This is a genomic window from Kitasatospora brasiliensis (assembly GCF_032654805.1).
Taxonomy (GTDB): domain Bacteria; phylum Actinomycetota; class Actinomycetes; order Streptomycetales; family Streptomycetaceae; genus Kitasatospora; species Kitasatospora brasiliensis.
Genome location: NZ_JAUOOW010000004.1, coordinates 575,259 through 588,897, shown reverse-complemented (window position 1 = coordinate 588,897; position 13,639 = coordinate 575,259). Strand labels below are relative to the sequence as shown.

Genomic DNA, 13,639 nt, shown 5'->3' with positions numbered 1-13,639 from the left:
CCGGGATACGTAGGGATGTGGCATAACTCATCCCATTTCGGCAGTCACCCACCGTAGTCACGAAGGTACTGAAGCACTTTGTCGACATGTTGCTGAACCCGCTCCGGGACGCCCCCGGCGGCCGCCACGGTCTTGTCGCTGGTCCGGTAGGCCGCCGCGACCAGACCGGGCAGGCCGTGGGTGAGACCGCGGTGCTTGAGCTGCTGGTCGAGCCAGCAGGCGTAGTTGCCCATCGCCGCGATCGCGTCGCCCGGGTCCCAGTACGACGTGGGGCCGGGGTGGGTGGCGGCCTTGCCCCAGGCCTCGAAGACGGAGGGCGTCCACAGGGCGATGCCGTACTCGCCGGTCTCCGGGCGGGCGGCGTTCGGATCGAAGCCGCTCTCCGCCTTCAGCATCGCGGCCAGCAGCACCGGGGTGACCTCCGGCTCGGGACAGCGCCGCGCCGCGGTCTCGATCATGCCCCGGTAATTCGCCGGGACGTCCGAGTCGGCCGGGATCGCGCCGGGCAGCGGGGGCACCGCGCGGTGGGCGGCGCCCTGGCCGGCGGGCTCGGGCCCGCCGGCCAGGGCGAGCACGGCGAGCCCCCCGGCCAGCAGGCCGGCCCCGGTCCGGACGGCGGCGCGACGGCGCCGGGCCGGGCGGGCGGCGGCCCGGGCGACCAGCACGGCCAGCGCGGTGCGGGTCCGCTCCTGCTGCCCGGGGGCGAGGCAGGCGGTGACCACGGCCCGCCAGCGCGCGGGCAGCGCCTCGTCCAGCCGCAGCGGCGCGGCGCCGCGCGCGTACGCCTGGGCGGCCAGCGAGCGGGCCCGGGCGGTGGCGCCGAGGAAGGGGTGCAGGCCGCCGGTGAGCAGCTGGTGGGCGATCACGCCGAAGGCCCAGACGTCGGCGCTGGGGCGCACCGCGACCCCGCGCGCGCCGGTGCGCTGGGACCACCACTCGGGCGGGACGTGGTCGGGCGAGCCGAGCGGCGGGGCGTAGGCGTGGGTGCCCTCCAGCTCGGCGGTGAGGCCGAAGTCGGCGATCTTGGCGGTGCCGTCGGGCATCAGCAGGATATTGGCCGGTTTCAGGTCCCCGTGCACCCAACCGGCCCGGTGCATGTGGGTCAGTCCGGCGCAGACCTCGGTGAGGATGCGCTCGGCGCCGGGCACCGCCGCGCCGGGGCGGGCCTCGGCCAGCAGGTCCTGGAGGCTGCGGGCGGCGCGTTCCATCACCAGGGCGACGGCGCCGTCCAGGGCCGGGTGGTCCGGGTCCTCGACGGTGGCCACGGCGAGGGTGCGGATCAGGTGGGGGTGGTCGGCGCGGCGGCTGAAGCGCTGTTCGCTGCGGGCCATCCGGGCCACGGTGCGGCGCTGGCCGGGGCTGAACCGGGCCGAACCGAGGATCTTGACGGCGGCCGGGGAGCCGTCCGGGCCCTCGGCGGCGTGCACGCTGCCCCAGGCGCCCGCGCCGAGGAAGGCGCCGAGCCGGTAGCCGGCGATCGGGTAGCCCGGCGGGACGGCGAAGGGCGGGCCGGCGGACGGCTCCGGTCCGGGTCGGGCGCCGGGCGTCACGGCCGGGCGGCCGCGCGCCGGGGCGGGAGCAGCGCCAGGTGCTCCTCCCGGACGAGGTCGAACCTGAGCGCCAGCGCGACCAGCTCCTCGCGCTTGCCGCCGCCGGGCCCCTCCTCGTAGGGCTCGCGCAGCCGCAGTTTGGTCTCCACCAGGTAGTCGATGTGGTAGTTCACCGCCGACCGGCTCAGCTCGCGGCAGCCGGGCAGGGCGCGCAGCCGGGCGAGCACCTCGGTCACCCCGGGGACGGCGGCGGCGGAGGGCGAGCGCAGCCGGGGCTCGCAGAGCGCGAGCAGGACCAGGAAGTACTTGGCGGTCGGGTCCAGGGCGAACGGGCTGACGGTGTGCTCGCCGTCGGCGCCGCCGGGCCCGCCGTCGAGGTAGGCGTGCTGCGGGGCGAAGACCTTGAAGGCGGCGGATCCGGCGAGGGCGGGCAGCAGCACCCGGGAGAGCTCGAACGGGACGGGCGCGCCGAGCCGACCGGGCGCCACCTTGATGTGCTCCCCCGCGCCCTCCAGGTTCTCCACCACATAGGTGGCCGAGGTGCTGAAGTTGGACAGCCGCCAGTAGTCCTCGGCCGCGACGACCTCCCCCGCGCGCCGGGAGACGCCCTGGTCGGGCAGCGGGATGGGGGCCGGCCGGCCCGGCTCCCCGCGTCCGAACACCGCGGTCTCGCCGGGGCCCATCCGCAGCAGGTGGGGGGTTTCACCGGGCGCCATCTCGGGCCCTGGGGTGGGAAGTTGCACGATGACCGTGTCCACGCGGCACCTCCGTGGGATCGGATCGATGGTATCCGTCCGATTCGCCCCTCGGGCGAACCGCCACCCGGACGAGTGACGGGGCGCCGCCAACCCCTCTCAGGCGTCCCGGAGTTGCCGCCACGCCCGTCGCGCCCCACCGGTTGATCCTCCGTCAGGACGGAAGTTGTCCGCGCGCTGAACACTCGGCGAACGGTCGCAGCAGGTAGTTGAACGGTCACCATGAGTGTGACGCAGCGCACACGCACGAAGTCCACGATGTGTGCAACACTCATCTCAAGGAGTGAGATTCCCTTACTTTCCAAGGAGGTTCGGCATTATGCGCACTCGGATCGCAGCTGTGGCGATGGTGGCGGCAGGGATAACTGGCCTGGTGGCGGCCCCGGCTGTGGCCGCGACGGCGACGTCCGGGACGGACACCGCGGTCTGCGCCACGGTGCTCAACCAGCCCTGCGTCTCGCACCAGATCGACGGCCAGGGCATCGTGGGCATCGCCCAGGTCAGCGCCGACCCGGGTCAGTTGACGATGGTTCGGGTCGAGATCCGCTCCCAGGCCGCCTGGGGCAGCCCGTGGGAGACGGTCACCTCCGCGACCACCGTCCAGTTCGGCTCCGCCAAGGCCACCACTGCGCGAGTGGCCGTCAGCGGTCCCCGGATGATCTGCGCCACCGCCGGCCCGGCGATGGACGTCAGCAAGCAGACCACCACCTGTACCAACCCGTTCTGAGCGCGGCGCCGCTGAGGCATCGCGCCCGCCACACCCCCACCGTCCGAACGACCGGGCAGCCGTCCGGACGGCCGGGGAGCGGGAAGCAGTAGGCACGGCCGGCATCGGGGCCGACCGCCGGGACACCCCCGTCCCGACGGCCGGCCCCGATCGCCGTCCCCACCAGGCACAAGAGCGTGAGGCGGAAGATCGTCCGGGGACCGGACCCGGGTGGACCTGGGGCACACCTACACGGCAAACTGGTCTAGACCTCGGAGGTCTAGACCTCAGACTCGCCTCAGAACGGTGGACCCAGTATGGAAATCGTGATCGTCCCTGACGCCCGAGCGGCCGGCGAACTCATCGCCGCGGCGATCACCGATCTGCTGACCGACAAGCCCGACGCCCTGCTCGGCGTGGCGACCGGTTCGACCCCGCTGCCGATCTACCAGGCCCTGGCCGAGCGGGTCCGCGACGGCCGGCTGAACGCCACCAAGGCGCGCATCTGCCAGCTGGACGAGTACGTCGGCCTGCCCGCCGGCCACCCGGAGTCCTACCGTTCCGTGGTGCTGCGCGAGGTCGTGGAGCCGCTCGGCCTGACCGAGGACTCCTTCCTGGGCCCGGACGGCAACGCGGCCGACATCGCCGCGGCCGCCACCGCCTACGACCTCGCGCTGGCCGAGGCCGGCGGTGTGGACCTCCAGCTGCTCGGCATCGGCACGGACGGCCACATCGGCTTCAACGAGCCCTGCTCCTCGCTCTCCTCCCGGACCCGGATCAAGACCCTGACCCGGCAGACCCGGGTGGACAACGCCCGCTTCTTCGACAGCATCGACCAGGTCCCGCACCACGTCATCACCCAGGGCATCGGCACCATCCTGGAGGCCCGCCACCTGGTCCTGCTCGCCACCGGCGAGGCCAAGGCCGAGGCCGTCGCGCTGGCCGTCGAGGGCCCGCTGGCCGCGGCCGTCCCGGCCTCGGCGCTCCAGCTGCACCCGCACGCCACCGTGGTGGTGGACGAGGCGGCCGCCTCCCGCCTCAAGCTCGCCGACTACTTCCGCGACACCTACGCGGCCAAGCCGGCCTGGCAGAAGCTCTGAGCACTCCCGGGCGACAGCCCTGACGGCCGGGGCGCCGACCACCGAATCCCTCGGTGGCCGGCGCCCCGGCCGCTTCCGTCCGTGGTCTCAGCGCTTGCGGAGCCAGTCGGCGAAGGCCTCCAGGCCCGGGGCCGGGTCGCGCCGCCCGACGCCGATCCGGAAGCGGTCGGCCGGGGTCCCGGTCAGCTCCGAGCGGAAGATCTCGGCGGGCAACAGCAGCACGCCCGCCTGCTCGACCAGCGCGGTGCAGAACTCCCCCACGCCGTCCGGGCCCAGGTAGCGCGGGAAGGCGACGCAGCCGCCGTCCGGCGCGCGCCACTCGAAGAGGTCGGCGAACTCGGCGAAGAACGCGTCGAACAGCGGCAGGTTCTCCGCGATGATCGCGCGGTTGCGGGCCAGGATGCCGTCCCTGGCGGTGATCGCGATCCGGGCCAGCACCTCGCTCGGCGCCGAGTTGCAGATCGTGGTGTAGTGCTTGGCCCGCTCCAGGCGGGTGCGCAGCTCCCGGTCCCGGCAGGCGATCCAGCCGATCCGCAGGCCGGGCAGGCCGAGCGACTTGGAGGTGACGTTGAGCGACAGGGCCCGCTCGGAGAGGTCGGCGGCCTGAGGCAGCGCGCGGGCCGGGTCGCGCTCCAGGCCGCGGTAGACCTCGTCGGAGAAGAGCCGGATGCCGCGCTCGTCGCAGAGTTCGGCCAGCCGCACGAAGTCGGCGGCGTCGATCACCGCGCCGGTCGGGTTGTTCGGGAAGTTGACCGACACCACCTTGGTGTTCGGCCGCAGCGCCGCCTCGACCGCGTCCAGGTCCAGCGCCCAGTCGCGCTCGGCGTCCAGCGCGACGCCGGTGACCTCGCACAGCGACAGCGGGACGGTCTCCGCGGACTGGTAGTTGGGGGTCAGCACCACCGCGTGGTCCCCCGGTTCGAGGAGCACCTGCATGGCGAGGTTGAGCCCCTCCTGGGCGCCGCCGAAGCAGATCACGTCGTCCTCGTCGACCCGCTCGTACATCCCGGCGATGGCGCGGCGCAGCCCGGGGTCGCCGAAGGTCTCGGTGTAGCCGAGGGCCAGGGTGTCCCAGGCCTCGCGGTCCTCGGGGCCGGCCAGGGCGAGCAGTTCGGCCATCGTCATGGTCTGGGCGTCGGACGCGGTGAGGTGGTACCGGGCGGTGAACTCCCAGCGGGAGAAGTGGGTTTCGAGCCGGAAGTCGGGCAGCTGGGTCACGGGTGGTGCTCCTTCGTGGGGCCTGCGGGGTGCTGCTTGAGCTCGGCGAGCAGGCTGTAGGCGGTGGAACGGGAGATCCGCAGCGCGGTGGCGACGACGGGGACGGCCCGGCGGACGGCGAACACCCCGGCCCGGTCGAGTTCGGCCAGGACGGCGAGCCGGTCCTCGCGGGTGAGGCGCTCCGGCGGGCGCCCCCGGTCGCGGACGTAGCCGCCGACCACGTCGTTGATCCGCTCCGTCCAGTCGCGCTCGAAGAGCGGTTCGGGGCGCGGGGCGGTGGGGGCCGCGAAGCCGGCCAGCAGGGCGGCGGCCTGCTCCAGCGGGCCCCGGTCGAGGTTGACGCAGAGCACCGCGGCGGGCTTCCCGGCGTCGTCGCGCAGCACGGCGCTGACCGAGGAGAGCCGGCGGCCGTCGGGCAGCAGCTTCTCGTACGGGCCGTAGACGTCGGGGGCGGAGGGGTCGATCCCGTCGAGTTCGCCGAGCAGCGACGGGTCTCCGGGGGCTCGGGGGGTCATCGGGTTCCAGATGGCGAGGACCCGGTCGGTCCCGGGGTCGTGCAGCACCACCTCGGCGTACGGGCCGAGCAGCAGGGCCACCGCTCGGCAGACCGGGGACCAGGTCCGCACGCGCGGGTCGGGGTTTTCTGCGGGCATGGCTGGACTGTACGTCCGGATCGGACGGTTCGTCCAGGGGTGGAAGTGGGCCGGGCCCCGCCGAAGGGTTTCGGCGGGGCCCTGGCCGGGTCGGAACGGGCGTCAGGTGCAGGTGATCAGCAGCCCGAGGACGGCGGAGCAGCTGCGGGTGTCCCGGCTGGTGGCGGGCGAGGGGTCGGCGGGCGCTCCGGCGGTGCGGGCCACCGTGACGTCCCAGCTGCGGAGCAGCGAGAGCAGGCCGACGGCGATCGAGAAGTGCCGGGTGGTGCTCGCGCCCTTGGCCAGCGGTGCGGTCAGCGCGCAGCTGAGCTTCCCGGCGGCGACGGTGCAGTCGCCGGAGGTCGCGGTCAGCCCGGTGGGCAGGTCGGCGGTGACGGTGGCCGAGGTCAGCGGGTCGGGGCCCTGGCCGGTGAGGGTGACGGTGTAGTCGACCCGGCTGGAGAGCAGGCCGGTCACCGGGGTCGCGGTGAGCGCGACGGCCAGGTGGGCGGCGGGGGCGGTGTAGGTGAAGCGGTCGGCGGCGACGGCCGCGCTGGTGCCGCCGGGCCCGGTGACCCGCACGTCCACGGGCCCGGTGACGGTGGTGGCGGGGGCGGTCGCGGTGCAGCTGGTCCTGGTGCAGCTGAAGGAGGTGGCCGGGCCGGCCGCGCCGAAGGTCACCGCGGTGGCGCCGGCCAGGTCGGTGCCGGTGATGGTCACCGTGGTGCCGCCCGTCCCGGAGCCGCCGTTCGGGGTGATCGCGGTGACGTCCGGCAGCGGCAGCGGGAAGTCCAGCACGTCGACGGCGTTGCCGGTGAAGTCGGCGAGGTAGCCGCGCCGCCCGTCGGCGGTCAGCGCCAGGCTGTACGGACTGGCGCCCACCGGGACGGTCGCGGCGACCGTCCGGCTCGCGGTGTCCAGCACGCTCAGGGCGTTGTCGGCGTAGTCGGACACGTAGGCGCGCGTGCCGTCCGGGGAGAGGGTGACGGCATAGGGGCCGGAGCCGACCGCGACGGTGCCGAGGACGGTTCCGGCCGCGGTGTCGATCACGGCGGCGGTGCCGTCGTCCCCGTCGGCGGTCCACAGCCGGCTGCCGTCCCGGCTGAGCGCGAGGCCGAAGACGCCGTGGCCGACCGGGACGGTGGCGCTCACCGTGTTGCTCGCGGTGTCGACCACCGTCACCGCCTTGCCGCCGGAGGCGGCGACGTACAGCCGTTTGCCGTCCGGCGAGACGGCCAGTCCGTGCGGCTCGGCGCCGACCGGCACGGTCGCGGTGACGGTGTCGGTGGCGGTGTCCAGCACGCTCACGGTGTTCGCGTCCGCGTTGCTCACGTAGGCTCGCGAGCCGTCCGGCGCCAGGGCGAGACCCCAGGGCTGGGCGCCGACCGGGACGGTCGCGGTGACGGTGTTCGTCGCGGTGTCCACGACGCTGACGGTGCCGTCCAGGTGGTGCGTCAGATAGGCCCGGTGCCCGTCGGGCGAGAGGGCCACGGCGTAGGAGCCGCTCCCGGCGGTGAAGCTGCCGGTCACGGTGTTGCTCGCGGTGTCCAGCACGCTCACGGTGCCGCTGCTCTGGCTGGTCACGTAGGCGTGGCCGCCGTCCGGCGCCAGCGCGACGCCCGCCGGGTACGGCGCGACGGCCAGGTGCGCGGCGAGGGCCGGCGGCGGGGTGACGGCGCCGGCGGGCGTCGCGGGCAGCGACAGCAGTGCGGCCGTGGTCGCGGCTATCGCGACCACGGCCGTCCGGGTGCGGCGGGACGGGCGGGGTGTTCTCACGGTCTCTCCAGCTGCTCTGCGGTGCGAACGGTGCGGGTGTGGTGATGTTCGGAGCCGGGGGAAGCGTAAGAGCCGCCCTGACTTTCCGTCAGGGCGTGACTACTAATGTCGCCAACTGTTCAGTTTCGATCGCTACTCGAAGCCATGTGACGAGCGTCTCGGTCGAAGTCGTGCAAGAAATTGGAGTCGAAGAGTCGAGTTATGTAACGTTCCCAACGTGAGGCTGACCAAGAGCACCGACATCGCCCTACGGATCGCCATGCGACTGGCCGTCCAGGGCGAGGGCGACAACCCGACCACCCGCGAGGTGGCCGAGTCGGTCGGCGTGCCGTACACCCACGCGGCGAAAGTGGTCAGCCGGCTTCAGCACCTGGGGGTGGTGGAGGCCCGGCGCGGGCGCGGCGGCGGGCTGATGATCACCTTCGCCGGGCGGACCGGTTCCCTCGGACTGCTGCTGCGGGAGCTGGAGGGAGTCAACGACGTGGTCGGCTGTGAGGACGACCCGCCGTGTCCGCTGCGGGCCGCCTGCCGGCTGCGCGGTGCGCTGCGAACCGCCCAGGAGGCGTTCTTCGCCGCGCTCGACCACCTCTCCATCGACGACCTGGTGGCCTCCCCCACGGGCCCGGTCCTGCTCAGCCTCACTGCCCGACCCATCGATACCACCGACTGATCCGCCCATCCGGGGCCGCGTGGCACCGCGCGACCTTTAATGCGAATCTGAGATACCAGTTAGGGGCTCATCTGATGCTGTCCGCGAAGTCCGCCGAGGTCGTCGAGGCCACCCTGCCCGTCGTGGGCGCCGCCATCGGGGACATCACCCCGGTCTTCTACGACCGGCTGTTCGCCGCGCACCCCGAGCTGCTGCGCGACCTCTTCAACCGGGGCAACCAGGCCAACGGCACCCAGCGCGAGGCGCTGGCCGGCTCCATAGCCGCCTTCGCCACCGCGCTGCTCGCCAACCCGGACCAGCGGCCGGACGCGATGCTCGCCCGCATCGCCCACAAGCACGTCTCGGTCGGCATCAACAGCGACCAGTACAAGGTCGTCCACGAGCACCTGTTCGCCGCCATCGTGGAGGTGCTCGGCGCGGCCGTCACCCCCGAGGTCGCCGCCGCCTGGGACGAGGTCTACTGGCTGATGGCCAACGCGCTGATCGCCATCGAGGACCGGCTGCGCGCCGAGGTCGCCGCCGGCGGCGACCCGGCCGACCTGTGGCGCACCTACACCGTGGTCGCCCGCCACCAGGAGACCGAGGCCGTCACCACCTACCTGGTCCGCCCGGCCGACGGCGGCACCGTGCCGGCCTTCCGCCCCGGCCAGTACGTCTCGGTGCGCACCGAGCTGGCCGACGGCGCCCACCAGATCCGCCAGTACAGCCTCTCCGGCAACGCCGACGGCGCGCTGCGCTTCAGCGTCAAGCGCGAGAACGGCGGCGAGGTCTCCGGCCACCTGCACGACCACCTGAAGGCCGGCGACACCGTCGAGCTGGCGCCCCCGCTGGGCGACATCGCCCTGGCCGACGGCGACGGCCCGGTGCTGCTCGCCTCCGCCGGCATCGGCAACACCCCGATGACCGCCATGCTCGACCACCTGGCCGCCACCGGCTCCACCCGGCAGATCGTCTCGGTGCACGGCGACCGCGACCAGCTGAGCCACGCCTTCCGCGCCGACCTGGCCCAGCTGACCGGCACCCTGGCGAACGCCACCTCGCACGTCTTCTACGAGCAGCCGCTCGGCGAGTGGCCGGCCGAGCGCACCGGCCGGGTCGACCTCTCCACCGTCGAGGTCCCGGCGGGCACCACCGCCTACCTCTGCGGCCCGCTCCCCTTCCTGCGCGCCGTCCGCGAGCAGCTGCTGACCGCGGGCGTCCCGGCGGCGGACATCCACTACGAGGTGTTCGGCCCGGACCTGTGGCTCGGCGCCTGAGCATCCACGCCTCCGACGCCTGACGGCTGAGGTCCCACCGCGGCACCGGTCCGCTCGGTACGATCACGAGCGGTCCGGTGCCGTTGGGCGTGCGTACGTCCGTACGCCCCGTGCCCACGGCGGGAGTTCGTCAGGAGGGAGCCCGGATGCGGGTCGCACTGTTCGCCACCTGCGTCAACGACGCGCTGTTCCCCGGCACGGCGGTGGCCACCGTCCGGCTGCTGGAGCGCCTCGGCGTGACGGTGGACTTCCCCGCCGGGCAGACCTGTTGCGGGCAGCCGCAGTACAACACCGGCTACCGCGGGGCCTGCGAGCCGCTGGTGCGGCGCACGGCCGAGGCCTTCGCCGGGTACGACCACGTGGTGACGCCCTCCGGCTCCTGTGTCGCGATGGTCCGGGACAACTACCCCCGGATCGGCGCCCGGGCCGCCGCCGAGGGCCGGGGCACCCAACTGGCCGACCTGGCCACCGAACTGGCGCCCCGGGTGGTCGAGCTGACCGAGTTCCTGATCGACGTGCTCGGCGTCGAGGACGTCGGCGCGCACTTCCCGCACACCGTCACCTACCACCCCTCCTGCCACGGCCTGCGCCTGCTCGGCCTGGGCGATCGCCCGCGCCGGCTGCTGAGCGCCGTCAAGGGGCTGGAGCTGGTCGAGCTGCCCGGGGCCGAGGAGTGCTGCGGCTTCGGCGGCACCTTCGCGGTCAAGAACGCGGCCGTCTCGGCGGCGATGGCCGAGGACAAGATCGCCAACGCCCTCGGCACCGGCGCCCGGGTACTGTGCGGCGCCGACAACTCCTGCCTGCTGCACCTCGGCGCCACCCTGCGCCGCCGGCGCGCGCCGCTGCGGCCGCTGCACCTGGCGGAGATCCTGGCCAGCACCGAGGCCCACCCGTGGAGGCCCTCCCGATGACCGGCACCTTCCTCGGCATGCCCGCGTTCCCCCAGGCCGCCGCCCGGGCGGTACGCGACGGGCAGCTGCGCGCCAATCTGCGGCACGCCACCCACACCATCCGCGACAAGCGGGCCAGGGCCGTCGCCGAACTCGACGACTGGGCGCAGCTGCGCGCCGCCGGGAAGGCCATCAAGGACCACACGCTGCGCCATCTCGACCGCTACCTGGTCCAGTTGGAGGAGACCGTCACGGCGGCCGGCGGCACCGTGCACTGGGCGGCCGACGCCGAGGAGGCCAACCGGATCGTCGCCGGGCTGGTCAAGGCCACCGGCCAGTCGGAGATCGTCAAGGTCAAGTCGATGGCCACCCAGGAGATCGAGCTCAACGAGGCGCTGGCGGCCGAGGGCATCACCGCCTACGAGACCGATCTCGCCGAGCTGATCGTGCAGTTGGGCGACGACCGGCCCTCGCACATCCTGGTACCGGCGATCCATCGCAACCGCGCCGAGATCCGGGAGATCTTCGCCGAGCGGATGGCCGCCTGGGGCCGCCCGGCGCCCAGAGGCCTGACCGACTCCCCCGCCGAACTCGCCGAGGCCGCCCGACTGCACCTGCGGGAGAAGTTCCTGCGCGCCGAAGTCGCCGTCTCCGGCGCCAACTTCATGGTCGCCGAGACCGGCACCCTGGTGGTGGTCGAGTCCGAGGGCAACGGCCGGATGTGCCTCACCCTGCCGCGCACCCTGATCTCGGTGGTCGGGATCGAGAAGGTCGTGCCGACCTGGCGGGACCTGGAGGTGTTCCTCCAACTGCTCCCGCACTCCTCCACCGCCGAGCGGATGAACCCGTACACCTCGCTCTGGACCGGGACGGCGGCGGGCGACGGCCCGTCCGAGTTCCACCTGGTGCTGCTGGACAACGGCCGCACCACCGCGCTCGCCGACCGGATCGGCCGGCAGGCGCTGCGCTGCATCCGCTGCTCGGCCTGCCTCAACGTCTGCCCGGTGTACGAGCGGGCCGGCGGGCACGCCTACGGCTCGGTCTATCCGGGGCCGATCGGCGCCATCCTGACACCCCAACTGCGCGGTACCGCAAGCCCGGTGGATGCCTCGCTGCCGTACGCCTCCTCGCTCTGCGGGGCCTGCTACGAGGTGTGCCCGGTGGCGATCGACATCCCCGAGGTGCTGGTGCACCTGCGCGAGCGGGTCGCCGAGCAGGGCGGGCACCCGCTGGAGCGGGCCGCGATGGCGGCCGCCGGGTTCGTACTGGACCACCCGGCTGCGCTCACCGTCGCCGAGCGGCTGGCCGGGCGCACCCGGGCACTGCACCCGCGCCGACTCCCCGGCCCCGGGCGGGCCTGGACCGACACCCGGGACCTCCCGGAGGTGCCCGCCGAACCGTTCCGCGACTGGTGGCGGAGGAACCGCACATGAGCCATCCATTCCCACAAAGCCACCGGAACTCCCGGGAGTTGATCCTCGGGCGGATCAGGGCCGCGCTCGGCGACACCGCCGCCGTGGCCGAACAGCCGCTGCCCCGCGACTACCTGGCGGCGCACGTGCCGACGGACGACCCGGCCGCGCTGCTCGACCTGCTGCACCGCAACCTGGCCGACTACCGGGCCCTGGTACACCGTTGCCAGGAGGGCGAACTGCCAGGCCGGATCGCCGGGTTGCTGCTCGACCGGGGCAGCCGGACGGTCGTGGTGCCCGCCGGGCTGCCGGCCGGCTGGCTCGCCGAAGCCGCGACCCAGGGCATCGAACTCCTCCCCGACGACGGGACGTTGACCGCGGCCCGGCTGGACGCGGTGGACAGCGTGGTGACCGACTGCGCGCTGGCCGTCGCCGAGACCGGGACGATCGTGCTGGACGCCGGTCCGGGCCAGGGACGGCGGCTGCTCTCCCTCGTCCCCGACCATCACGTCTGCGTGGTGCGGGCGCCGGAACAGGTCGTCGCCTCGGTGCCGCTCGCACTGCCCCGGCTCGATCCGGTACGGCCCCAGACCTGGATCTCCGGGCCGTCCGCGACCAGCGACATCGAGCTGGACCGGGTGGAGGGGGTGCACGGGCCGCGCACCCTGGAGGTGCTGCTGGTCACGGCGGCGGGCGGCCTCACTCCGGCCTGAGCTCCAGCGTGCAGCACTTCGCTCCGCCGCCGCCCTTCAGCAGTTCCGAGACGTCCACCGGGACCGGCTGGTAGCCGTGCTCGACCAGGCGGCCGGCCAGGTGCTTGGCGGCCTCCGGCAGCACCACCCGGCGGCCGTCCGAGACCGCGTTGAGCCCGAACACCTCGGCGTCGGCCCGGTCGGCGAGGATCGCGTCCGGGTAGAGCGCGCGCAGCACGGAACGGCTGTCGGCGTCGAAGGCCTCCGGGTAGTACATGACGTGGTCGTCGGCGAGCACCGTCAGCGCGGTGTCCAGGTGGTAGAAGCGCGGATCCACCAGGGTCAGGCTGACCACCGGGACGCCGAACAGCTCGCCGGCCTCGGCGTGCGCGGCGCGCGAGGTGCGAAAGCCCGTCCCGGCGAGCAGTCGGCCGCCCACCACCAGGAGGTCGCCCTCGCCCTCGTTGACGTGGCCGGCGCGGCGCACCTCACGGTAGCCGCGCTCGCGGAACCAGGCCTGGTAGGCCTCCGACTCGGCGGCGCGCTCCGGGTAGCGGAAGGTGGCGACCAGGGCCCGGCCGTCCAGCACGGTGGCGCCGTTGGCGGCGTACACCATGTCGGGCAGGCCGGGCACCGGGTCGATCAGCTCGACGGTGTGGCCGAGCCGGCGGTGCGTCCAGTAGAGCCGCTCCCACTGGCGCAGGGCGAGCGCGGTGTCGGTGGGCTGGGTGGGGTCCATCCACGGGTTGATCGCGTAGTCCACGGTGAAGTGCGTCGGCCGACACATCAGATAGCGCCGCGGCCGGGCGTGGCGCTCCGGGGTCTGCGTGAGCATGACTCAACCATCCTTGGATCGCGGGGAGTTCGCCGTACGGAGTTCGGGGTTCACAGGGCCGGACACCTTCGCTCCCAAGGCGGCTGCCCCGGGGGCACCGTTCGCACACCCGGGTGGGCGCCCTGGGCAGTCGCACGCCCCCGCGCA

13 protein-coding genes are annotated in these 13,639 nt (G+C 73.7%); 7 read left to right on the top strand and 6 right to left on the bottom strand.

All coding sequences use genetic code 11. The annotated features are described in order from the left end of the window. Positions 1-44: 44 nt before the first annotated feature. Both QWJ13_RS18800 and QWJ13_RS18795 read right to left on the bottom strand, forming a co-directional pair. Positions 45-1,550 (bottom strand): serine/threonine-protein kinase, encoded by a 1,506-nt coding sequence (locus QWJ13_RS18800; protein ID WP_316525800.1) that lies wholly within the window; start codon positions 1,548-1,550, stop codon positions 45-47. Continuing rightward, positions 1,547-2,308, bottom strand: coding sequence for a serine/threonine protein kinase (locus QWJ13_RS18795; RefSeq protein ID WP_316525799.1), 762 nt, complete (start codon positions 2,306-2,308; stop codon positions 1,547-1,549). The genes QWJ13_RS18800 and QWJ13_RS18795 overlap by 4 nt, the downstream gene beginning before the upstream one ends. A 316-nt stretch (positions 2,309-2,624) precedes the next feature. Between QWJ13_RS18795 and QWJ13_RS18790 the strand changes: the two genes are divergently transcribed. Continuing rightward, positions 2,625-3,032, top strand: a complete 408-nt coding sequence (locus QWJ13_RS18790) for a hypothetical protein (RefSeq protein WP_316525798.1) — start codon at positions 2,625-2,627, stop codon at positions 3,030-3,032. A gap of 296 nt (positions 3,033-3,328) precedes the next feature. Further along, a complete protein-coding gene (gene nagB, locus QWJ13_RS18785) occupies positions 3,329-4,111 on the top strand; it encodes a glucosamine-6-phosphate deaminase (RefSeq protein WP_316525796.1) in 783 nt (260 codons plus the stop codon). 87 nt (positions 4,112-4,198) lie between these two features. Here nagB and QWJ13_RS18780 read toward each other — a convergent pair whose 3' ends face one another. The 3 genes from QWJ13_RS18780 to QWJ13_RS18770 form a co-directional block, all read right to left on the bottom strand. After that, a complete protein-coding gene (locus QWJ13_RS18780) occupies positions 4,199-5,329 on the bottom strand; it encodes an aminotransferase class I/II-fold pyridoxal phosphate-dependent enzyme (protein WP_316525795.1) in 1,131 nt (376 codons plus the stop codon). After that, complete coding sequence (locus QWJ13_RS18775; protein ID WP_316525793.1) at positions 5,326-5,982, bottom strand: helix-turn-helix transcriptional regulator; 657 nt, start codon at positions 5,980-5,982, stop codon at positions 5,326-5,328. The genes QWJ13_RS18780 and QWJ13_RS18775 overlap by 4 nt, the downstream gene beginning before the upstream one ends. Positions 5,983-6,084: 102 nt before the next feature. Further along, positions 6,085-7,737, bottom strand: coding sequence for a YVTN family beta-propeller repeat protein (locus QWJ13_RS18770; RefSeq protein WP_316525792.1), 1,653 nt, complete (start codon positions 7,735-7,737; stop codon positions 6,085-6,087). A 217-nt stretch (positions 7,738-7,954) separates the two neighbouring features. Here QWJ13_RS18770 and QWJ13_RS18765 point away from each other — a divergent pair, with 217 nt between their 5' ends. From QWJ13_RS18765 to QWJ13_RS18745, 5 genes are all read left to right on the top strand, one after another. Continuing rightward, on the top strand, positions 7,955-8,407 hold the full coding sequence (locus tag QWJ13_RS18765) for an RrF2 family transcriptional regulator (RefSeq protein ID WP_316525791.1): 453 nt from the start codon (positions 7,955-7,957) through the stop codon (positions 8,405-8,407). A 74-nt stretch (positions 8,408-8,481) separates the two neighbouring features. Beyond that, entirely contained in the window at positions 8,482-9,663 is a 1,182-nt protein-coding gene (locus tag QWJ13_RS18760; protein WP_316525790.1) for a globin domain-containing protein, read from the top strand. A 146-nt stretch (positions 9,664-9,809) separates the two neighbouring features. Continuing rightward, entirely contained in the window at positions 9,810-10,574 is a 765-nt protein-coding gene (locus QWJ13_RS18755; protein WP_316525789.1) for a (Fe-S)-binding protein, read from the top strand. Next, positions 10,571-11,986 (top strand): lactate utilization protein B, encoded by a 1,416-nt coding sequence (locus QWJ13_RS18750; RefSeq protein ID WP_316525788.1) that lies wholly within the window; start codon positions 10,571-10,573, stop codon positions 11,984-11,986. The genes QWJ13_RS18755 and QWJ13_RS18750 overlap by 4 nt, the downstream gene beginning before the upstream one ends. Then, complete coding sequence (locus tag QWJ13_RS18745; protein ID WP_316525787.1) at positions 11,983-12,678, top strand: LutC/YkgG family protein; 696 nt, start codon at positions 11,983-11,985, stop codon at positions 12,676-12,678. Before QWJ13_RS18750 ends, QWJ13_RS18745 begins: the two co-directional genes overlap by 4 nt. Here the strand turns inward: QWJ13_RS18745 and ddaH are convergent. Continuing rightward, on the bottom strand, positions 12,665-13,492 hold the full coding sequence (ddaH, locus tag QWJ13_RS18740) for a dimethylargininase (protein ID WP_316525786.1): 828 nt from the start codon (positions 13,490-13,492) through the stop codon (positions 12,665-12,667). The genes QWJ13_RS18745 and ddaH overlap by 14 nt on opposite strands. Positions 13,493-13,639: the final 147 nt, after the last annotated feature.